Annotated in this window: 21 protein-coding genes and 2 pseudogenes; 15 read left to right on the forward strand and 8 right to left on the reverse strand. The window is 40.6% G+C overall.

Annotated elements, in window-relative coordinates; translation table 11 throughout:
* Positions 1-147: 147 nt before the first annotated feature.
* From IPMB12_RS01670 to IPMB12_RS01685, 4 genes are read left to right on the forward strand one after another with little or no spacing between them, the layout of a single operon-like run.
* On the forward strand, positions 148-459 hold the full coding sequence (locus IPMB12_RS01670) for a PTS lactose/cellobiose transporter subunit IIA (protein ID WP_166914327.1): 312 nt from the start codon (positions 148-150) through the stop codon (positions 457-459).
* A 16-nt stretch (positions 460-475) separates the two neighbouring features.
* Positions 476-778: a PTS sugar transporter subunit IIB gene (locus IPMB12_RS01675; RefSeq protein ID WP_166914329.1), complete on the forward strand. Its 303-nt coding sequence runs from the start codon at positions 476-478 to the stop codon at positions 776-778.
* A 24-nt stretch (positions 779-802) separates the two neighbouring features.
* Entirely contained in the window at positions 803-2,074 is a 1,272-nt protein-coding gene (locus IPMB12_RS01680) for a PTS sugar transporter subunit IIC (protein ID WP_166914331.1), read from the forward strand.
* 18 nt (positions 2,075-2,092) lie between these two features.
* On the forward strand, positions 2,093-3,151 hold the full coding sequence (locus IPMB12_RS01685) for a tyrosine-protein phosphatase (RefSeq protein ID WP_166914333.1): 1,059 nt from the start codon (positions 2,093-2,095) through the stop codon (positions 3,149-3,151).
* Positions 3,152-3,358: 207 nt separating this feature from the next.
* On the opposite strand, the gene grcA is transcribed toward IPMB12_RS01685, so the two are convergent.
* Positions 3,359-3,742, reverse strand: coding sequence for an autonomous glycyl radical cofactor GrcA (gene grcA / locus IPMB12_RS01690; RefSeq protein ID WP_166914335.1), 384 nt, complete (start codon positions 3,740-3,742; stop codon positions 3,359-3,361).
* Between the two features lie 181 nt (positions 3,743-3,923).
* Here grcA and ung point away from each other — a divergent pair, with 181 nt between their 5' ends.
* Positions 3,924-4,604, forward strand: a complete 681-nt coding sequence (gene ung, locus IPMB12_RS01695; RefSeq protein WP_166917655.1) for a uracil-DNA glycosylase — start codon at positions 3,924-3,926, stop codon at positions 4,602-4,604.
* A gap of 301 nt (positions 4,605-4,905) precedes the next feature.
* On the opposite strand, the gene tusB is transcribed toward ung, so the two are convergent.
* Positions 4,906-5,187 carry a sulfurtransferase complex subunit TusB gene (gene tusB / locus IPMB12_RS01700; protein WP_166914337.1) on the reverse strand — a complete coding sequence of 94 codons (282 nt, stop codon included), beginning with the start codon at positions 5,185-5,187 and terminating at the stop codon, positions 4,906-4,908.
* A gap of 191 nt (positions 5,188-5,378) precedes the next feature.
* Here tusB and tsaE point away from each other — a divergent pair, with 191 nt between their 5' ends.
* From tsaE to IPMB12_RS01750, 10 genes and pseudogenes are all read left to right on the forward strand, one after another.
* On the forward strand, positions 5,379-5,852 hold the full coding sequence (gene tsaE, locus IPMB12_RS01705; protein ID WP_166917656.1) for a tRNA (adenosine(37)-N6)-threonylcarbamoyltransferase complex ATPase subunit type 1 TsaE: 474 nt from the start codon (positions 5,379-5,381) through the stop codon (positions 5,850-5,852).
* Positions 5,853-5,939: 87 nt separating this feature from the next.
* Positions 5,940-6,665: pseudogene (locus IPMB12_RS01710) on the forward strand (N-acetylmuramoyl-L-alanine amidase); the annotation flags it as partial.
* A complete protein-coding gene (gene mutL, locus IPMB12_RS01715) occupies positions 6,665-8,551 on the forward strand; it encodes a DNA mismatch repair endonuclease MutL (protein WP_166914341.1) in 1,887 nt (628 codons plus the stop codon). The pseudogene IPMB12_RS01710 and the gene mutL, both read left to right, overlap by 1 nt.
* Before the next feature lie 3 nt (positions 8,552-8,554).
* Positions 8,555-9,481, forward strand: a complete 927-nt coding sequence (miaA, locus tag IPMB12_RS01720) for a tRNA (adenosine(37)-N6)-dimethylallyltransferase MiaA (protein ID WP_166914343.1) — start codon at positions 8,555-8,557, stop codon at positions 9,479-9,481.
* Positions 9,482-9,746: 265 nt separating this feature from the next.
* Positions 9,747-10,007, forward strand: coding sequence for an RNA chaperone Hfq (gene hfq, locus IPMB12_RS01725; RefSeq protein WP_166914345.1), 261 nt, complete (start codon positions 9,747-9,749; stop codon positions 10,005-10,007).
* A 34-nt stretch (positions 10,008-10,041) separates the two neighbouring features.
* Complete coding sequence (hflX, locus tag IPMB12_RS01730; RefSeq protein ID WP_166914348.1) at positions 10,042-11,337, forward strand: ribosome rescue GTPase HflX; 1,296 nt, start codon at positions 10,042-10,044, stop codon at positions 11,335-11,337.
* A 20-nt stretch (positions 11,338-11,357) separates the two neighbouring features.
* Positions 11,358-12,548 carry an FtsH protease activity modulator HflK gene (gene hflK / locus IPMB12_RS01735; RefSeq protein ID WP_166914350.1) on the forward strand — a complete coding sequence of 397 codons (1,191 nt, stop codon included), beginning with the start codon at positions 11,358-11,360 and terminating at the stop codon, positions 12,546-12,548.
* A gap of 17 nt (positions 12,549-12,565) precedes the next feature.
* Positions 12,566-13,516, forward strand: coding sequence for a protease modulator HflC (gene hflC / locus IPMB12_RS01740; protein WP_166914352.1), 951 nt, complete (start codon positions 12,566-12,568; stop codon positions 13,514-13,516).
* A gap of 32 nt (positions 13,517-13,548) precedes the next feature.
* The gene (locus IPMB12_RS01745; RefSeq protein WP_166914354.1) at positions 13,549-14,847 is read left to right on the forward strand and encodes an adenylosuccinate synthase; all 1,299 of its coding nucleotides are present in this window, start codon (positions 13,549-13,551) and stop codon (positions 14,845-14,847) included.
* Positions 14,848-14,910: 63 nt separating this feature from the next.
* Positions 14,911-15,282: a hypothetical protein gene (locus tag IPMB12_RS01750; RefSeq protein ID WP_166914356.1), complete on the forward strand. Its 372-nt coding sequence runs from the start codon at positions 14,911-14,913 to the stop codon at positions 15,280-15,282.
* Positions 15,283-15,367: 85 nt separating this feature from the next.
* On the opposite strand, the gene mdcH is transcribed toward IPMB12_RS01750, so the two are convergent.
* The 6 genes and pseudogenes from mdcH to IPMB12_RS12215 form a co-directional block, all read right to left on the reverse strand.
* Positions 15,368-16,300 carry a malonate decarboxylase subunit epsilon gene (gene mdcH / locus IPMB12_RS01755; RefSeq protein WP_166914358.1) on the reverse strand — a complete coding sequence of 311 codons (933 nt, stop codon included), beginning with the start codon at positions 16,298-16,300 and terminating at the stop codon, positions 15,368-15,370.
* Positions 16,300-16,923, reverse strand: coding sequence for a malonate decarboxylase holo-ACP synthase (locus tag IPMB12_RS01760; protein WP_166914360.1), 624 nt, complete (start codon positions 16,921-16,923; stop codon positions 16,300-16,302). The genes mdcH and IPMB12_RS01760 overlap by 1 nt, the downstream gene beginning before the upstream one ends.
* Before the next feature lie 167 nt (positions 16,924-17,090).
* Positions 17,091-18,407 carry a purine/pyrimidine permease gene (locus IPMB12_RS01765; RefSeq protein ID WP_166914362.1) on the reverse strand — a complete coding sequence of 439 codons (1,317 nt, stop codon included), beginning with the start codon at positions 18,405-18,407 and terminating at the stop codon, positions 17,091-17,093.
* A 99-nt stretch (positions 18,408-18,506) separates the two neighbouring features.
* Positions 18,507-19,313 (reverse strand): biotin-independent malonate decarboxylase subunit gamma, encoded by an 807-nt coding sequence (gene mdcE / locus IPMB12_RS01770; RefSeq protein WP_166914364.1) that lies wholly within the window; start codon positions 19,311-19,313, stop codon positions 18,507-18,509.
* Positions 19,313-20,146, reverse strand: a complete 834-nt coding sequence (locus tag IPMB12_RS01775) for a biotin-independent malonate decarboxylase subunit beta (protein WP_407704065.1) — start codon at positions 20,144-20,146, stop codon at positions 19,313-19,315. Before IPMB12_RS01775 ends, mdcE begins: the two co-directional genes overlap by 1 nt.
* Before the next feature lie 90 nt (positions 20,147-20,236).
* Positions 20,237-20,461 (reverse strand): annotated as a pseudogene (locus IPMB12_RS12215) (malonate decarboxylase acyl carrier protein); the annotation flags it as partial.
* Positions 20,462-20,466 lie beyond the last annotated feature (5 nt).

Genomic DNA, 20,466 nt, shown 5'->3' on the forward strand with positions numbered 1-20,466 from the left:
ATTAAAACACATCAAAACACATTAGCAAGCTTAATTTTTAACCATTTGTTTTATAAAGAAATTAACTGTTTTGGCACGATTCTTGAAAAGAATCAAACAGAACAAGAAGTTCTTAAATAAAAGTAACAATATAGGTTGAGGTTTTTGATGAACGAATATGAAGAGATCATTATGCAGCTAATCACTAATAGTGGTGATGCAAGAAGTAGCTGCTTAAAAGCAATTCGCAGTGCACGCAAAGGTGACTTTGCTGAGGCGGATGCTCTTTTAGCAAAGACAAAAGAGTCTTTGTCTCTGGCACATAAAACACAAACAACGTTGATCCAAAATGAGATGAAAGGTGAGAGTTTCCCGGTGTCACTGTTAATTATTCATGCTCAGGATCATCTGATGAATGCAATAACGATGCGCGATTTGGCGACAGAAATTATTGAAATTCTGAAAGCTAAAACGCACTAAGAAGAAGGAGAATAATATGGCTTATAACATTATGCTTGCTTGTATGGGAGGTTTCTCTACCAGCATGTTAGTTAAAAAAATGAAAGAAGCGGCGGCTGCACAAGGTGTTGATGCCAACATCAATGCGGTGAGTGAAACTGAGCTCGATCAATATGATGATCTCGACATCATTATGCTTGGGCCACAGGTGGAATATATCTATGAAAGCCTGAAAAAAGAGTATGACATTCCGGTTGTCGTTATCGATTCACTTGATTATGGCACGATGAATGGTGAGAAAGTTTTAAAAGCGGCATTAGCAATTCTAGAGAGCAAATAGCTCTCTCTATGAGGAATAGATGATATGGTAGACCAGAAAAAACAAAAATTGATGGGATTTAGAGCCGGTTTACAACGCGTAATCGGTACAATTCAATCAAGTTATTATGTACAGGCTGTATCCAGCGGTATGATGATGTTACTACCGGTTATGATGGTAGGCTCACTTGTTGCTGTTTTAAATAGTTTAAATATCGATGCTTATCAGGCTTTCTTAGGTCTGATCGGTTTAAAATCAATCTTTAAAGTAGCTTCAACCGTTACGATGAACGTTATTTCATTGTATGTGGTTGTAGCGATCGCTTATAAATTAGCTGAACTACATAAGAAAGATGGTATTCTTGCTGCGTTACTGGCACTAATGGCCTTCTTGTTTATCACCCCGATGGAAACTAAAGGCATTAAAGCAATTGATTTAGTGTATGTTGGTTCACGCGGTATGATCGTGGCGATGTTAACCGGTCTGTTTGCAACACGTTTTTATGTGTTCTTATTAAACCGCAAATTAACCATTAAAATGCCTGACTCAGTACCTGACTTCGTATCTAAGTCATTCTCAAGCTTAATCCCGGCATTTATTTTGGCTGCAGTATTTGGTGTGTTAAATCACTTAATTGGATTAACTTCATTTGAGAACGTGCATAATCTTATCTATGCGATCATTCAGGCTCCACTACAAGGTTTAGGTGCAAGTTTAGCGGCTGCACTATTGATTGTATTCTTAGCTGAGTTCTTATGGTTCTTTGGTATTCACGGTACTATGGCAACATCAACCATTTTGTATGCCCTATTCTATCCGTTTGATATTGCAAACTTAGAAGCATTCCAGGCTGGTACAGCGCTACCATTTATCGTAACTATGACCTTTATCAACGCACAAAAAGGTCCGCGCTACCTTGCGCTTTCAATTCTGTTACTACGTTGTAAGAGCCAGCAGATGTTAAGTCTTGGTAAAGTGGGTGTAATCCCAGGTTGTTTTGGTATCAGTGAACCGTATAAATTTGGTTTACCAATGGTACTAAACCCGATTCTATTCTTACCTTTAATTTTCGCTGGGACGATTAACGTTGCGCTGTCTTATTTTGCAACTTTATTAAACATCATTCCTCGTGTAAACGGGATGCCACTACCAGCTGCAGGTACACCTGAAATCATTAAAGGCTTTATGATCGGTGGCTGGCAAATGGCAATCTGGCACGTGTTCTTACTGTTTGTTGCGATGATGGTTTACTATCCGTTTGTTCGCTATATGGATCGTCAAAAACTAAGTATTGAGCAGGCTCCGGCGTCAGCGTAATTAACTAAGAGGTTTATAATGAAGAATAATCCAATTGTTATTGCTGATGTACAGAGATTATCTTCTGATCAGGTTCGCCTTAGCTGGCGAACCGACCCGGAAGGTCAAACTGTTAAGATCTATATTGGTAGTAGTCCGGCAAACTCTCTGACAGATAAAACATTTGTGACTTCAACCACAGAAAATCAAGTTGACTTAGCGTGTGATAATCACTCCCGTCAATACTTTGTACTTGAAGTAGCGGGTAACACTTATGTGACGGCTGAACGTGTGCTACCACTTGAAGGTGCACATAACTTCCGTGATGTAGGTGGTTATCTGGCAGAGAATAACCGACGTGTGAAATGGGGTCTGTTATATCGCTCTGATCATCTGCATAACTTAACAGATAAAGATGTGGAGTACCTGAGATCTGCGCATTTCCACAGTATCGTCGATTATCGTAATGAAAAAGAGTACGGCAAACAACCCAACCGAATCTGGGATAACCAGCTTAAGACCTTCAATGTCATTCCTGATGCTTCTTCAGCAGAACTTGCTGCTAAAGCGGGTAATGATAATGAAAAGATTATGGAGTTGATTAACTTATCTCAGAATAAGGATAACAATGTCAGAATTGATGGTTCAGGCTACATTATGCAGGAACAAAACAGAGATTTTGTGCGTAATCCTGAAACGGCAGAAGTTTACCGCGAGCTTATTGACATTATTTTAGATAACCAAAATATGCCGATGGTACAGCATTGTCGTGGTGGTAAAGATCGTACTGGTTTTGGTATCGCTATTATTCTGGCAATACTTGGTGTTAATCATCAAAGTATCTTAGATGATTATGCGATGACCGGCACGCTGCGCCATGCCAGAAATATGCGTCGTATGGGTGAATATAAAAAAGAGACTGATAATTTAGATGTACTGGCCTTTTTATATTCGATGATGGAAACGCGTAATAGTTATCTGGAAGCGGCCTTTGACGAAATGACAAAACTTTATGGCTCAATTAATGGTTATATTGAAAAAGCACTAAAAGTTACTCCATTAGAAAAAGAAAAAATTCGAGCATTATACCTCGATTAGTGATTAGCAATTTAATCACTTTATACCCTTGTCTTGCCCGGACAGGGGTTTTTTTATGGTTATTCTTTGGATGCTATAGATAGTTTATCAGCGGAAGTGATAAATAAAGTGGTGTTAGATAATATGGTTTTTACCTTATTACAGACATAAAAAAACCAGTACTTTTTGCGGTACTGGTTTTTACTCACCATCCCTGGCGAAGTTTAACTACATGCTAGTAGTAAATGTACGAGCAATAACATCACGTTGTTGTTCAGGTGTTAATGAGTTAAAACGAACGGCATAACCTGATACACGGATTGTTAATTGTGGGTATAGTTCTGGGTGTTTAACTGCGTCTTCTAATGTTTCACGACGTAATACGTTAACATTTAAGTGTTGACCACCTTCTACTTTAACAGTAGGCGCAACATCCAGAGCAACTTCACGATATTCGAATTTACCAAGGCTTTTCACTGGAACAACCTGGTCTTCTTTATATTCTGCTTTTGCTGCGACACAGCGTGCTTCTTGAGTTTCATCATCAAGTAACCAAAAAGAGTTTTGTAGTGCTGCGTTTTCAGTTTTTGTGATTTGAATACCTGTAATCATAATACTCTCCTGACATGTAGGGTTTTTTACCCATATTTATTTTGTTACTAATATAGCATATCTGTTTTTTGATAAAAATCAAATTATCCTATTAATCTGATAATCATTACCGAATGTAAGGTTTTATAATTTTTATGTAATCAGTTATAATATCGACCATAAATTATGTAGATGGGAATTGATAATGACGCAACTGACCTGGACAGATGTAATTGGTAAAGAGAAAGAACTCGATTACTTTAAAAAGATTACTGCTTATGTGGCTGCTGAACGTGCTGCCGGCAAAGTGATCTATCCACCACAAAAAGATGTGTTTAATGCTTTCCGTTTTACTGAATTTGCTGATGTTAAAGTGGTGATTTTAGGACAAGACCCTTATCACGGACCTAATCAGGCACATGGATTATCATTTTCTGTTCTGCCGGGCATTGCCCCGCCACCCTCTTTAGTTAATATGTATAAAGAATTGCAAACCGATATTCCGGGTTTTGAACGTCCAAAACATGGTTATTTGGCCTCTTGGGCAGAGCAAGGTGTGTTATTACTCAATACGGTTTTAACGGTTGAAGCAGGTCAGGCGCACTCTCATGCTAAAATTGGCTGGGAAACATTTACCGATCACGTGATTGAAGCGATTAATCAGCACCGTGAAGGTGTGGTTTTCTTACTGTGGGGTGCTCATGCCCAGAAGAAAGGCCAATTTATTGATCGCAATAAACATCATATTTTAACTAGTGTTCATCCGTCACCACTATCCGCCAGTCGTGGCTTCTTTGGTTGTAAACACTTCTCAAAAACGAATGAACTGATTCAAAAGCAAGGCGGTATGCCAATTGACTGGCAACCTAAACTACCTGCTTAAATTTTTCATAAGATGATACTTATTATTGAGTCTCATCTTGTTTTACGCTTTCTATCTTTATATAAACATGATTTTTCTTGCTTGATTCTATTTTAACTGTTTGAACTTAGAAGTGTCATAAAGAACACCAGTTGAGATTGACCTATCAGCTTCTTATGTTGGCTGTGGTCATGTACTGTTTACCGTTCTCAGAGAGAGATTATCCACTGCGAAAGAAGGCGCGATGAGTTTCTAAAAATAGTTAACACCTTGAATAAATGCAATAAAGTTTATTTTTAACTATTTGATTTTATTGAATTTTTTAATGTTTAAATTGTGGGGTGCATTGCTCTGTTACTGAGATTACTTGTGTCATTGTAATGACCTGAATATATTGCTCAAGATAAGGTGCCAGTCCTCTGGCTTGTATATCATTATCTAACGCATACACCGGAATACGTTGATTTTGTAGCTGCTTAATGAATTCCGGATGTTTCACGCCAATTAATACGCCATCCTGCCAGAGTAGTACCGCATCTTTTGCTGCCACTATCGCCAGTAGCTTGGTAATATCGATATTTGCATGACTTAGTGTATGTAACATTCGTCTCTCTTCTTTAGCCTGAATTCACCGGATAATTTAACGACTTTTTACGGCTTTGTCGATGCCATAAAATCTTCATTTATCTAAAGATAAAATAGTGAGTATGAAAAGATTTCGTAGTTAGTCTGATTTCTTTTATAATGTGCCATCATAGTATTTAGAATACATAGCAAAAAGAGTAAAAATAGCAGATTGTGAAGACGATAATTTTACCCACAGAGAATGATACAGTCGCACTTGGACGGCAAATCGCTAGTCAGTGTCAGACCCATTTAGTCAGCCATGAGCAGGCAATTGTCATTCATTTGCTTGGTGACCTTGGTGCTGGTAAAACAACGTTTAGCCGCGGTTTTTTACAACAATTAGGTCACACTGGACATGTAAAAAGTCCAACTTATACATTGGTTGAGCCTTATCAGCTTGACCAGTTAATGGTATATCATTTTGATTTATACCGCTTAGCAGATCCTGAAGAGCTCGAATTTATGGGCATTCGGGATTATTTTGATTCTCGTTGTATTTGTCTGATCGAATGGCCGGAAAAGGCTGGAGATGCTATACCACCAGCAGATATTTCAATACAACTGGATTATCAGGATTTACACAGAGTAGCAACAATCACGGCAAGTACGGATGCAGGTCGTCAGATTCTTTTGACGGAATAGAGAAGGATTCTCTGATTTAGGGTAGTTAATATGATGAAATTAATAACAAAAATAATCACCACAATATCGATGCTGGTACTGGTTTGTACCATGGCCTCTGCGAAGGTTGTGGTCGCTATTGATGCCGGACATGGCGGTAAGGATTCGGGTGCTGTTGGGCCAACTAAGTTATATGAAAAAACGGTGACGCTTTCTATTGCTAAAAAGCTGGCTGTTTTACTAAACAAAGATCCACTTTTTAAAGGTGTTTTGACACGTTCAACAGATCGCTTTATTTCTGTTTCGGCGCGTTCTGAAATAGCCAGACAACAACGAGCTAATTTGCTAGTTTCTATTCATGCGGATGCTGCACCAAATCGTAGTGCAGCTGGGGCTTCTGTCTGGGTTTTGTCAACTCGTCGGGCCGATACTGAGCTGGGACGCTGGTTGGAGCAACATGAGAAGCAATCCGAGCTGCTTGGCGGAGCTGGTGATGCACTGGCTGGTGATGATACTAATCCGTTCTTAAGCCAGGCGATTTTAGATTTACAATTTGGTCACTCACAACGTGTTGGTTATGAGCTGGCCAAAGGTATTTTAAAAGAGATGGGGAAAGTTGCGCGGTTACATAAAAGCATTCCCGAACACGCCAGTTTAGGCGTGTTGCGCTCTCCGGATATTCCTTCAGTGCTTGTGGAAGTTGGATTTATCTCTAACAGCAGTGAAGAAAAGCTGCTAAAAAGCAACGATCACCAAAATAAAATTGCCAATGCGATCTATCAGGGTTTGCGTAATTACGTTAAACAAAATCCGATTATAGAAGGACAACAATAATGCCGATTCAGGTTCTGCCTCCTCAACTTGCTAATCAAATCGCTGCTGGTGAGGTGGTTGAACGTCCGGCTTCAGTCATCAAAGAATTAGTTGAAAACTGTATTGATGCCGGTGCTGATCGTATTGATATTCATGTTGAACAAGGTGGTAGTAAGCTGATCCGGATTCGGGATAATGGCTGCGGAATTGCTAAAGATGAATTGGCTCTTGCTCTTGCTCGTCACGCGACCAGTAAAATCAGTTCTTTAGACGATCTTTCTGCCATTGTGAGTTTAGGTTTTCGCGGTGAAGCGCTGGCCAGTATCAGTTCCGTGTCTCGTTTAACGTTGACCTCCCGGACTAAAGATCAAAATGAAGCATGGCAAGTCTATGCGGAAGGCCGGGATATGCAGGCGGTTGTTAAGCCGGCAGCTCATCCAGTTGGTACCACCGTTGAAGTGTTAGATCTGTTTTATAATACACCAGCACGTCGTCGTTTTTTACGTACAGAGAAGACAGAGTTTGGTCACGTAGATGAGGTGATTCGCCGTATTGCCTTGGCTCGTCCAGATATTAGTATTAACCTGTTTCATAATGATAAGCCCATTAGACAATATCGCGCAGCAACAAGTACCGAACAAGTTGAACGCAGAATTGCCGCAGTTGGTGGACTAGCTTTTATTCAAAATGCGATCAAGCTGGAATGGGAACATGATGATTTAAATATTCGTGGCTGGATTGCCGAAACGAATAATGCTGAGTTGCAGTATTTTTATGTTAACGGGCGGATTGTTAAAGATCGTCTGTTAAATCATGCGATTAAGCAGGCTTATCAAAATCAGCCTCAAAGTGAAAATTTTGCCTATGTTATCTATCTAGATGTCGATCCTCATCAGGTTGACGTCAATGTCCATCCGGCAAAACATGAAGTGCGCTTTCATGAAGCGCGACTAGTACATGATTTTGTTCACCAAGCAATTGTGATGGCGCTGGATGCGAAGTCTCAGACTCAGCAGGATTTTATCTCTGCGCAGCCGCGTACAGTGAATGAGGTAGCGCCTAATCGTCAGGCTGCCGGCGGAAATATTTTTGATTTAGCAAAACAATCAAAACCTTATAGTCAGCCCCCTGCTTCAACTAAGAAAAATGAAGCCAGAGAAAGTTTAATTTATCAGACACTGGTAGATACTCATCGTGATACTGGTCAGTCAAAACCCTATGTAGAAAGAGTAAAAGAACCAGCAGCAGTAAATAATGTACATGAAGCCCTGTTCCCGGAAAGGCGTTCACCACTGGTTCTGCCAACCGTTGAGGTGACACCTGCTAAATCAACGACAGAACAGTTAAAATTTGGTCAGGTTTTGGCACTGTATCAGACAGATTATGCGCTACTGGCATCCGCTGGTGAGTTACAGTTATTGTCATTGCCACTGGCACAAAAACAGTTATATAGCGGTAAGCTGCTGGCACAGGTTAAACAACCGGCTGAGGTTCTGCTGATTCCTCTCATGCTGCTGTTGAATAAAAATGAGATTACGTTACTTACCCAAAATCAGGCGGTACTGACTCAATTTAATCTACAACTTAGTGTGGATAAGATGAAAGTACATCTGAACGCTGTGCCTTTATTACTCCGCAATATGAACTGGCAGCAGTTATTGCCGGATATGCTGAGTTATCTGGCCACATTAAAGGCACAACAAGTCGATCTTACTTTTGAATTGCTGGCACATTGGTTTGCAGATAGATTCTTTCAGTTTTCACAAATCAATAAGTCTGACTGGACGATGGCGCAAGTGGTGAATTTATTATCGGAACTGGAACAACTCCCAATTGATGATAAGCAGTGTCAGGCTCTGCTTAGAGTGATCGATCTGTCTGGCGTGATTAAGCAGTTTGCAGGCTAAGTGATGAACGAGTCAAAACCACAAATTATTACGTTAATGGGACCAACGGCATCGGGTAAAACAGCGCTGGCGATGGCGTTATATGATAAATACCCGATAGATATTATTAGTGTCGATTCCGCTTTGATATACAGAGGCATGGATATTGGTACTGCAAAGCCAACGAAAGAAGAACTCCTTGCCTATCCTCATGCGCTGGTCGATATTTGCGATCCAACGCAAAGCTATTCGGCCGGTAATTTTTGTACTGATGCTTTAAAGGTGATTAAGGAAAGTCTGGCCAAAGGTCGTGTTCCTTTGTTAGTTGGTGGAACGATGCTTTATTTTAAAGCATTGCTTGATGGCCTGTCTCCACTCCCTTCTGCTGATCCGGTTATTCGTCAGCAGATTGAACAACAGGCAGAAGCAGAAGGCTGGCAGGCGATTCATGCACGCTTAAAGCAGGTTGACCCGGTATCAGCAGAAAGAATTCATCCAAACGATCCGCAGCGCCTGAGCCGGGCACTGGAAGTCTATTTGATCTCTGGCAAATCACTCACAGAACATACTAAAATTGCCGGGCCTGAGTTCCCATATCGGGTATCACAATTTGCGATTGCTCCACAGGAGAGATCGACATTACATCAGCGTATTGAGCAGCGTTTTCATATCATGCTTGAGCAAGGTTTTGAGCAGGAAGTGAAAACGTTAAAAGCACGTGGTGATTTACATCCTGATTTACCTTCTATCCGCTGTGTCGGATATCGTCAAATGTGGGAATATCTGGATGGGCAAAGCACATATGATGAAATGGTGTTTAAAGGCATTTGTGCAACGCGTCAGCTGGCTAAACGTCAGATGACCTGGTTACGGGGCTGGAACGATGTTACTTGGCTGGATAGCTTAGACTTTTCCGGTGCATTTTCGACACTTGAGCTGTCTTTAAAATAAAACCTGATAAAAATCAAAAAAGTATTCATTTTGAGGAGTAGGAACTTTTTATTGTTTCCGCGGCGTCCAAAATTGGACTGTTAATGGATTTAAATTTGTTCACAATGTGTATAACTATTCAATTTTTTGCATAAAGTTTAGCAAATCGTGCAATATTTTTCCTATTGATAGTTCCCGATAGGCAAAATTTATGTTACCTTGGTGACAGGAGTCGATAATTTTTAATTATCTAGTCGTAGCTATCAATTAAGGAAGAACATTTATCATGTCAAAAGGGCAATCTTTACAAGATCCTTATTTAAATATATTACGCCGAGAGCACATTCCTGTGTCAATTTACTTGGTGAATGGCATTAAATTGCAAGGGCAAATCGAATCATTTGATCAGTTCGTTATTTTGTTAAAAAATACCGTTAGTCAAATGGTGTATAAACACGCAATTTCTACTGTTGTTCCTTCACGTCCTGTTGCTGGTTTATCTCCTCAAGTAGGGGATCAAAATAATAGCGGTAGTGAGACGGAGTAATTGTTCAACGTTGCGTAATGTTGGAGTTATCTGATTGTTTGAACGCTATGAAGGCGGAGAAAAAGCCTTATTAGTGCATGTTTTCTTCCCTCAGGAAAGTGATGAAGAGGATTTAAGAGAGTTTGAGGTTTTAGTTTCTTCAGCTCAAATTGATATTCTCAGCGTTCTTACAACCTCCAGAAAAGCACCACATGCAAAATATTTCGTGGGCCTTGGTAAGGCTCAGGAAATCGCGGATGCTGTTAAAGAACATTCAGCATCTGTTATTCTATTCAACCATTCTTTAAGCCCGGCTCAGGAACGTAATCTGGAAAAGTTGTGCGAATGTCGCGTTGTCGATCGTACTGGACTTATTTTGGATATCTTTGCCCAGCGTGCCAGAACTCATGAAGGTAAATTACAGGTAGAGTTGGCACAACTGCGTCATCTTTCTACTCGTTTAGTTCGTGGCTGGACTCACCTTGAACGTCAAAAAGGTGGTATCGGACTGCGTGGACCGGGTGAAACCCAGTTGGAAACTGACCGTCGTTTACTGCGTAACCGTATTCAATTGATTTTGGGGCGGCTTGAGAAAGTAGAAAAACAGCGCGATCAGGGACGACAATCTCGTGCTAAAGCTGATATTCCAACAATCTCTCTGGTCGGTTATACCAATGCTGGTAAATCCACCCTGTTTAATGCCATTACCGATGCTAATGTTTATGCCGCTGATCAGCTGTTTGCTACGCTTGATCCTACTTTGCGTCGTATTCAGGTTGATGATGTTGGTGAAGTTGTTTTAGCTGACACAGTTGGTTTTATCCGTCACCTCCCCCATGATCTTATTGCGGCATTTAAAGCAACGTTACAAGAAACGCGTGAAGCAGAACTATTGTTACATGTGATTGATGCAGCTGACCCAAACCTCAATGATAATATTCATGCAGTGCATGAGGTATTGGCTGAAATTGAAGCATTTGATATTCCGTCACTTATGGTGATGAATAAGATTGATTTACTGGAAAATTTTGAGCCTCGTATTGACCGGGACGATGAAGGGAAACCGATTCGGGTTTGGCTCTCTGCTCAAAATAAGCAAGGAATTGAATTATTATTTGTCGCATTAAAGGAATTACTTGCTAGACAAATAAAGGTCTGTCAATTAATCTTACCTGCTCATTTAGCAAGATTACGTAGCCGTTTTTATCAATTAAATGCGGTAGAGTCCGAAATAATCGATGAAGACGGTAGTTTTAATTTACAAATTCGTATTCCAATGGTTGAATGGAATCGGCTCTGTAAACAAGAACATGATCTGGTATACTTAGTTAAAGACACTCAAACTCACTAATTTATTATATGGAGTAATGTATGGCGTGGAATCAGCCCGGCAACAACGGACAAGATAATGATCCATGGGGTAGTAATAACCGAAAAAAGCAAACGACCTCAAATGAGAGCTTTTTTGATAAATTGAATGGTATGTTGAAAAAAGGATCATCAGGTAATAACTCTGGTGGTAAAAAACCAGTAAGTTTATCTTTAGTTGCAGCAGCCGTTGCAGTGGTTATTGTCGTAGTTTGGGGTGTGAGTGGTTTTTATACAATAAATCAAAGTGAACGTGGTGTTGTGACACGTTTTGGTCAGGTGCAACCACAAATCATTGAACCAGGTTTAAACTGGAATCCACCACTCATTGATAAAGTATATCCGGTTGATATTAAAGGGACACGAAACTTCATCGTCTCTGGTTTCATCGTAACAGCGGGTGAAAATCTGGTTTTTGTCGAGATGGACGTTCAGTATAAAGTCACTAATCCAATTAAATATCTGTTTAATGTTACTGATGTTGATAATAGCTTACGTCAGGCGGCAGATAGTGCGCTGCGTACAGTAATTGGTAGCTCAAATATGGATCAGATCCTGACTAGTGGTCGTTCTGAACTTGAGACCAGAACGAAGAGTGAATTAACGAATATCATCGCTAATTACGATATGGGTATTGGTATTGAAGTGCTAAACTTCCAGTCTGCCCGTCCACCGGAAGAAGTACAAGAAGCGTTTAACGATGCGATTAAAGCACGTGAAGACAGAGAGCGTGAGATCAATAAAGCGAATGCTGACCGGGTACAGGTTGTGCAACAAGCTGAAGGGCGTGCAGCCCGAATTCTGGCTGAAGCTGATGCTTATAAAGTAAAAATTGAGCTGGAAGCACAAGGTGATGTGGCTCGTTTTGAGAAATTATTACCTGAATATCGTGCAGCGCCAGAAATTTTGCGTGAACGTTTATATATAGAAACAATGGAAAGAGTGCTATCAAGTACGAATAAAGTCATTGTGAATGATAAGAGCGGCAACATTATGTTATTGCCATTAGAGCAAATGCTAAAAAATAAAGCAGGCGATGTGAGTAGCAATAATAACTCGACTTCATTACCTCAGATAAATTCAGGGTCTACTCGTCTGACCGATAGCTCAAGTAGTTCTACCAATAAACCAGCAACGAATACTACAACGACTCGTAGTACCAATACTGGTAATACCACGCGTACCGGACGATAGGAAAGGAGAGACTAAACATGCGTAAATTAATCATCCCTGTTCTTGTTATTCTGGTTGGTGTGTTCTTCTCTTCTGTTTATGTGGTGGAAGAAGGTAGCCGTGGTGTTGTACTTCGATTTAATAAAATTAATGCGCTATCTGAGCCGGGCTTACATTTTAAAATCCCGGGTATGGATAATGTGCGAATTATCGATGCTAAAATCCAAACGACAGATAGTTCAAATAACCAGAATTCTCAATTTATTACTTTAGAGAAGAAAGGCTTAATTGTAGACTACTACGTCCAGTGGAAAATTACTGATTTTAGCCGTTACTATGAAGCGATTGCTGGTGGTTACAGTGTTGAAAATCTGCTACTTGCTCGTCTTAATGGTCGTTTAAGAGCAGAAATTGGTAAATTAGAAATCACTGATATTATCAATGACTCTAATGATGATACCAAATCACGTAACTCACTAATGGTTGATGTTAAAGATGCGTTAAACGGTAAAGTTAAAGGTGCTGTTATTAATGATGATATTCCTTTAGATGACGCAGCGGCTCTTGATGAAAGTAAAACCAGTATGCGTGCCTTTGGGGTTGAAGTGATTGACGTGCGAATTAAGCAAATCAACTTCCCACCAGAAGTCTCTGAATCAATCTATGCGCGTATGAGTGCTGAGCGTGAAGTTGTTGCTCGTGAACAACGTTATCAGGGTATTCGTGAAGCAGAAGAGACTCGCGCTAAAGCGAATTTAACAGCGACCCAAATTCTGTCTGAAGCTGAGCGTAGAAGCCGTATTACACGCGGTGAAGGCGATGCATCTGCAGCAAAACTTTATGCTGATGCGTTTGGTAAAGATAAAGAGTTTTTCAGCTTCATCCGTAGCTTAAAGGCTTATGAACAAAGCTTTAGCAGTGATGATATTATGGTAATTAGCCCGGATAGTGAATTCTTCCGTTATATGAAGCTTTCCGGAACGAAATAAGAATAATTTAAATTTGATGAGTGAAATTAATTATGAGCAATAATGTTGTCGTATTAGGTACTCAATGGGGTGATGAAGGTAAAGGTAAAATTGTTGACCTGCTAACTGAAAGAGCACAATATGTTGTTCGCTATCAGGGTGGTCACAATGCCGGGCATACACTGGTCATCAATGGTGAAAAAACAGTTTTACATCTTATCCCATCAGGTATTTTACGTGATAATGTCATCAGTATCATTGGTAATGGTGTGGTACTTTCTCCAGAAGCCTTAATGAAAGAGATGAAGGGGTTAGAAGACAAAGGCGTACCTGTACGTAAACGTTTACTCATCTCTGAAGCTTGCCCATTAATTTTACCTTATCACTCAGCTCTTGATAATGCGCGTGAAAAAGCACGTGGCGGTAAAGCGATCGGGACAACCGGTCGTGGTATCGGACCTGCGTATGAAGATAAAGTTGCTCGTCGTGGTCTGCGTGTTGGTGATTTGTTAGATAAAGCAGCATTTGCTGAAAAATTAAAAGAAGTGATGGAGTTTCATAACTTCCAACTGGTTAATTATTACAAAGTTGAGGCAGTTGATTACCAAACAGTTCTGGATAATATCTTAAGTATCGCTGATATCTTAATTTCTATGATTGCTGATGTGCCGGGCTTACTTGAAAAAGCGCGTAAACAAGGTGATTACATCATGTTTGAAGGTGCACAGGGAACATTGCTTGATATCGATCACGGTACTTATCCGTATGTCACTTCATCAAATACTACAGCTGGTGGTGTTGCGACCGGTTCTGGTTTTGGTCCGCGTTATTTAGGTTATGTGCTTGGTATTGTGAAAGCTTACTCAACTCGTGTTGGTGGTGGACCATTCCCGACAGAACTGTTTGATGAAACTGGTGAGTTTCTATGTAAACAAGGTAATGAGTTTGGTGCAACAACGGGTCGTCGTCGTCGTACTGGCTGGTTAGATGCTGTTGCCGTCAGAAAAGCGGTGCAGCTTAACTCTGTTTCAGGTTTTTGCTTAACTAAACTTGACGTACTGGATGGTTTAAAAGAAGTTAAAATCTGTACTGGCTATCAATTACCAAATGGTGATATTACAGATGTTGCTCCGTCTTCAGCAGAAGAGTGGGCGGTGGTTAAACCTGTTTATGAAACATTACCAGGCTGGAGCCAGTCAACATTTGGCGTAAAAACCTATGCAGAGCTACCAGAGACTGCCAAACAATACATCAAACGTATTGAAGAGCTGACTGAGACACCAATTGATATTATTTCAACGGGTCCGGATCGTAGCGAAACAATGATTTTACGCGATCCATTTTCAGCATAAGATGATAAATATTTAGGGGAGGAAACTCCCCTAAATTATATCCAGCGTATGATGTATTCACCTATGCAACGATCTCTTATCCCCTACTGCTTCTTCTTTATTTCATTAATTCTGTTTTATTCTTGTGTGCCTGACTTATCTGGTTGGTATCGGGAACAATATGGTATTTCTGCTTTAGGATGCTCAACCGATATGCAAATAGAGTATCAAAGCCGACAACAAGACTTTACGATTCTATTTATGCTGGTTGCCATGGTCATGAGCTGCGCCATTTTTTTCATAATGAAGAAAATTGTTTGCCAGATTAATATCATCGTGGCATGTTTAATTGGCTTACTGACGTGTTTATTTACTGTGTTTTTGGTGATAGTGACTGCTTTTTTTCTGACATTAGAGTTTTTGCCAGTTAATTACTTTATCTTTGATATATGCTGATAAAATATTCAATAAAATCAAATGGTTATAATTTTAACTTATTGTTTTTTTACTTAGATGTCTTTAGACAATATTTATAGTCTGCTTAAGCATCGTTTTTTTGTCGTTGATAAAGCACTTGTAAGGTTGCAAGCTCAGTTTCACTTTGAGCAACAGCATAGCCATCAGCCATCACTGATTTTGATAATCTGGTTAACACCGAATTAGGCGGTACTTCAATCGCAAGACGTACGCCACGTTCATAAGCCGCAATAGTTGTTTCATGCCATAAAACACTTCTGGACATATTAAATGCTAAATCATCGATCACTTTGTCTACTGTATTACAAGGTCTGGCAGAGCTACTGCTTAAATACATAATAGCCGGTTTTTGGATAGCATAATGACTTAGGGCCTGCGCTAACTTTTTAGCTGGTTCCAGCAGGAGTTCACAATGAGAAGGTACACTTATTCTGATTCTCTTTGCGCAACTTGCCCCACTGTTTTGAGCCAGCTGCATTACTTTCTCCATGGCCTGAATACTGCCAGAGATAATAATTTGTTGCTCAGAATTAACATTAGCCAGATAGACCGGAGCTTGCTGTGAATGAACCTGTTCAACCAGCTCAGCAACCTGCCAGCGATTAAGACCGATAATAGCTGCCATACCATAACCAGTAGGATAAGCCTGTTGCATCAGAGTACCACGCAGGCTTACTGCTTTGACTGCATCGCTAAAAGAGAGTGATTTACTGATTACTGCAGCCGGGAAAGCCCCAATTGACATGCCTGACACCATATCAGGGATAATATCATTATCCATCAAAACAGCAGCGTTAATGACGCCGGTGACCAGTAAACACAGCTGTACAGCACGGGTGGAAGCAAGCGCTTCTTTACTATCCAGTGTTAGTATATCCTGCCCCAGTGCTTCACTGGCTTGTTGTAAATATTGTTGAGCTAAACGATGCTTTGGCAGATCATTTAGCATCCCTTCATATTGGTTACCTTGTCCCGGAAATGTAAACAGAACTTTCATTAGCTTTCTTCTCCCCAGGGATTGGTGGTCAGTTTTGGGCCACAATTAGTCTTTAGCATCACAGTTGGAGATTTCATCCATTCACTTAAAGAGAATCCACCAGATGGTGTTTCAATCTGTACATCAACCTGAACAGGTAGAGTGTTAATAAATGCATAGAAGTGATTAAAATACGATTTTTCAACAGGTGTATTACAACGAATGGTCAAATCCAGATCGCTCGACTCTTTGACATAAATGGTTTCTGATACAACGGAAATAGCCAGGCTACCGGTGACGCCAATCTCAAAATCCCAGCGTTGCTGTAGTAGTGTATCTAGAGCCCGATAAGCCGGGAACTTAGCCAGTTTTTGTTGAGCCTGACCAGTTTTTACTAAAGCGGTAATGTCCTGAGGAGAAAGACGTCTGATAATATCACTGGCAGTTATCCAAAATGGATGACGCTGACTCCTTTCGTGTCCACGTATCCCAACCGGAATGTGATCTGGCTTATAGTCCCGACGCACAATAACAGGCTCATGCTGATTCCAGACAGAAGTTACCCAGACAGGGAGTTCTGCTGCGGATAGCTCTGTTGATGGTTTTAACCAAAGTAAATCATGTACACCGGGTCTGTCATTCATTGTCAGTATTATTCCACATCACTAATTAGCCTTTTATACCAACTTTATTTTTTATATCAAAGAATTTTCTGCTTTATGGAGTGTTATTTTAACTAAAAAATAAAAGGGTACTGAAAGGTTAAGAGTAAGCCAGTCTGTTTGGACTGGCTTAATTCTATTAATGGAGACTATTTTTTGTCGGACTCAGCTGCCGGTGCTGCTGGTTTTGGCGCTGCTGCTGTCATACTAGGATTGATTCTATCCATTAGTACGGCGATAAAGGTACCAACGATCAAACCATTACTTAGTAGCGAAACTAGTGCCGGTGGCATACCTTTAAAGGCTGTTGCTGGCAGGAACATAATTCCGATGCCAACAAACCAGGTAAGACCCACAGTTAAGTTTCTGGCAGCTTTATTGACAGCACTTTCAATCTGGCTGATACCGATCATAAACATACCAATACCAAAGGTTGGAACGAGCGATGCAAATCCTACAGCAATGGGTAAAGCGGCAAAATAAGAAGTAATGAGTGGCGATAAACTGATTAAAATAATTAATAGGTTACCGACAATAAATGGCATACGTTCAGTGGTTTTAGTATGAGCAATAAATGCCGCTGAACCTGAAATCGGCACCGGACCAATACCACCAAATACACCTGCTAAAATATGGATAATACCTGACATAAAACTGGTTTGATTTAAACGATTTTCGTATTTTTTATTTAATGAATCAAATACGATTTGTACTACTTTAACACTGGCTACCAGATTAGTTAACAGTAACAGAGTCAGTAAGAATACATTCACAATCATACCAAGTTCAAGGCGCGGAGCACCAAATGGGAAGATTTGTGGTAGTTCAATGAATTTCTCTGTATGCATCACTGGATTAGCTTTATCAAAGATGATAAACAAAATCCAGCCACCGATAATTGAACATAAAGTTGCATAGTTACCAATAATACGGTGACGACGAACGATATAAGTGATAGCGATAGTGACTATTGATAATACAACAATTAATGGATCAATCGTCGGGTGAGATTCAGAAATTCCCATCATACCACGCATAAATGAGCCAGAGAGCTGGATAACTAACAGAACCAGATAAGCGCCCATTACAGTTGGCGTGAACAGACGAGCAATTTTTTCAACAACGCGAAGTAGTGAAAGAATAATGAAGATAATACCGCTTAGAATAAAGCAGAATTCAAGGACACGTAGTGTTTCTGTGTTTGAGCCAAACATCATAGAGCCAATGCCGGCATATAAAACGAAGATACCCCACCAAACGCCAGCAGGTCCTTCCTGAATAGGTAGTTTATGGCCGAAGCAGGCTTGTAAAATACCGGCAACGCCAAGAACAAAGAGTGTTCTTGCTACAAAAGAAACGATATCAGCCGGGTCAAGATTAAAAGAACCAGCAACGGCGACAGGAATAACGATACTTCCCATAAGCATGAATAACATCCACTGCAGAGAATTAAATAAATGCTTCATAACTTCCCCTATCCTTACAATTTGGTTGAGTGAAGCCTGGCCAATTTAATGAAAATTAGCTAAGCCTTTGTGTTTAATGGAATTTTTAGTTTATCTGTTCTACCACTGTTGGCGCATGAGTTCCCTCACTTTAGAAGAGCTTTTTCTGTTTTCAGCACCGAGTCGACCTTCTAAGTAAATTCCATGGTTTTTGGTATCAATGATGGCCTGTTCAATGATACTTTTAACCGTAGAGAGATCGTTCTCAGTGGGTTTTTGGTCGTTTTCAAGGTTGAGAAGACGCCATAATAAACCCAGCGTTTCATAGCCTTTAATGTCATATGCCATTGGAGGGATTTTTTCAGCCAGCTTTTCCAATTCATCGACACTACGTAGTGTGATTCTGGCAGCGGCAGCTTTACCCATCGCATGAATCATCACTTCTGGTGAGTTAAGCGCGATTAAGCGGTTAGCCTGATAGCCATGTGCTAAAAAAGCACCTGACATTGCCTTGCCAACAATAAGACCAATGATTGGGTGGCCAGCTAAACGAGCTTTAGCATAAGAGTCAGCAGCTGCGGCAAGAGCCTGATGGATGCCGAAGGCTTCTTCACGTCGTCCGTAAGCCTGACTGGTGACGTCAATAATGGCAACAATTGGGCGTTTAGTTGAGCGGTTTTGATCCTGCACGATTGCATCAGTAATCACTTTGGCTAGCGTCCAGCCTTCAAGTAAACCAACTTCACCATGTGCTGCGCGCGGGAAGTGATTATTTTTGTCCGGAACAACAGTGATATAGCGTACGATACCAAATTGTGGATCGGCGATATCAGTGGCTTTCACTGATGGACATAGCCCTTTAAGAGGTTGTCCTGTCTGGGTTAATTTTTGAAACCAAAAATCACCACGGCTTAAATAACTATTCATTATCGATCCTCCAGCCCAAATACAGCAGTGACACCTTCAGGAGTAATTTGTTTTGTGGTATCAACCGCGTTTAATTTATTAAGATAATAGTCAATTTGTTGTAAACGAGCCGAGTCATTATGACCACTGTTTAATTGCTTAGTTAGTGCATCACGAACCTGTTGTATTGAATCATCAACTAACGCATCAACCAGACCATTGCGATAGCGGGCTTCACCACCAGTAAAGCTCCAGATAAATGGACGATTGCGTGAGTCATACTCTTCAATGCCTGCTTCTTGTTCAATAACTTGTGGGCCGTTTAATCCTAAACGTGCTTCTTTAGTCACAATGAGAGAAGTACAAAGTGCAGCGGCAATTGACATACCACCAAAACAACCAACTGTGCCTGTTGTGATGCCAATAACTGGCGCGTAGCGTTTCATGTCAACAATTGCTGCATGAATGTCGGCAATAGCTGCAAGACCAAGGTTGGCTTCTTGCAAGCGCACGCCTCCTGTTTCCAGAAGTAGTACTACACTTGTTGGTTTACCGTTGCGGTTATCTTCTGCTGCAAGTTCTAAGGCTGCTGCCATTTTCGCGCCTGAAACCTCGCCCATACTACCGCCCTGGAATACACCTTCAACCGCAGCAATAACGACGTTTTTACCCTGAATAGTTCCTTTAGCAATCACCATTCCGTCATCAGCACTGATAACAATATTTTGTTTTTCCAGCCACTGGGAAGTGACATTATCGTAAGGATCAAGTAACTCTCGGTAGCTACCTTGATCAAGCAATGCTTTAGCACGAGAACGGGCATTGAGTTCGATGAAACTTTGTTGTTCATCGATTGTCTCTGCGGTTTTAGTTTGCTCCGCTGCATTATAAAAACATTGTTCGACACGTAGTTTAATAACACCAGGTGTTGCACCAAAGTCATGAATGACCAGTTTTCCTGCTGGTAGCTCTCTTTGCTCAGATAAACGTGCAAAAACGTTTGTCCAGACTTTTTGTAGCCCATCAACTGATGTCTCAATACTTACGGCTAAGTTTCCTGAGTTTTCAGGAAAATAAAGTACTTCCATGTCCCCGGAACCAACAACACCTGTAATTGTTTTAGTTGGTAAGGCTGCTTTGGCCGGGAAGTTCAATGTAAATATTTCCATTTCTC

Source organism: Zophobihabitans entericus (assembly GCF_011745665.1).
Lineage (GTDB): Bacteria > Pseudomonadota > Gammaproteobacteria > Enterobacterales > Orbaceae > Zophobihabitans > Zophobihabitans entericus.

Excerpts from the sequence above, each read along its gene's own strand:
- mdcH (WP_166914358.1), bottom strand. The coding sequence starts at position 16,300 with ATGAAAGTTCTGTTTACATTTCCGGGACAAGGTAACCAATATGAAGGG.
- IPMB12_RS01680 (WP_166914331.1), top strand. The coding sequence starts at position 803 with ATGGTAGACCAGAAAAAACAAAAATTGATGGGATTTAGAGCCGGTTTA.
- mdcE (WP_166914364.1), bottom strand. The coding sequence starts at position 19,313 with ATGAATAGTTATTTAAGCCGTGGTGATTTTTGGTTTCAAAAATTAACC.
- IPMB12_RS01675 (WP_166914329.1), top strand. The coding sequence starts at position 476 with ATGGCTTATAACATTATGCTTGCTTGTATGGGAGGTTTCTCTACCAGC.
- mutL (WP_166914341.1), top strand. The coding sequence starts at position 6,665 with ATGCCGATTCAGGTTCTGCCTCCTCAACTTGCTAATCAAATCGCTGCT.
- hfq (WP_166914345.1), top strand. The coding sequence starts at position 9,747 with ATGTCAAAAGGGCAATCTTTACAAGATCCTTATTTAAATATATTACGC.
- IPMB12_RS01670 (WP_166914327.1), top strand. The coding sequence starts at position 148 with ATGAACGAATATGAAGAGATCATTATGCAGCTAATCACTAATAGTGGT.
- grcA (WP_166914335.1), bottom strand. The coding sequence starts at position 3,742 with ATGATTACAGGTATTCAAATCACAAAAACTGAAAACGCAGCACTACAA.
- IPMB12_RS01765 (WP_166914362.1), bottom strand. The coding sequence starts at position 18,407 with ATGAAGCATTTATTTAATTCTCTGCAGTGGATGTTATTCATGCTTATG.
- IPMB12_RS01760 (WP_166914360.1), bottom strand. The coding sequence starts at position 16,923 with ATGAATGACAGACCCGGTGTACATGATTTACTTTGGTTAAAACCATCA.
- tusB (WP_166914337.1), bottom strand. The coding sequence starts at position 5,187 with ATGTTACATACACTAAGTCATGCAAATATCGATATTACCAAGCTACTG.
- hflC (WP_166914352.1), top strand. The coding sequence starts at position 12,566 with ATGCGTAAATTAATCATCCCTGTTCTTGTTATTCTGGTTGGTGTGTTC.
- hflK (WP_166914350.1), top strand. The coding sequence starts at position 11,358 with ATGGCGTGGAATCAGCCCGGCAACAACGGACAAGATAATGATCCATGG.
- IPMB12_RS01685 (WP_166914333.1), top strand. The coding sequence starts at position 2,093 with ATGAAGAATAATCCAATTGTTATTGCTGATGTACAGAGATTATCTTCT.
- IPMB12_RS01750 (WP_166914356.1), top strand. The coding sequence starts at position 14,911 with ATGCAACGATCTCTTATCCCCTACTGCTTCTTCTTTATTTCATTAATT.
- IPMB12_RS01745 (WP_166914354.1), top strand. The coding sequence starts at position 13,549 with ATGAGCAATAATGTTGTCGTATTAGGTACTCAATGGGGTGATGAAGGT.
- miaA (WP_166914343.1), top strand. The coding sequence starts at position 8,555 with ATGAACGAGTCAAAACCACAAATTATTACGTTAATGGGACCAACGGCA.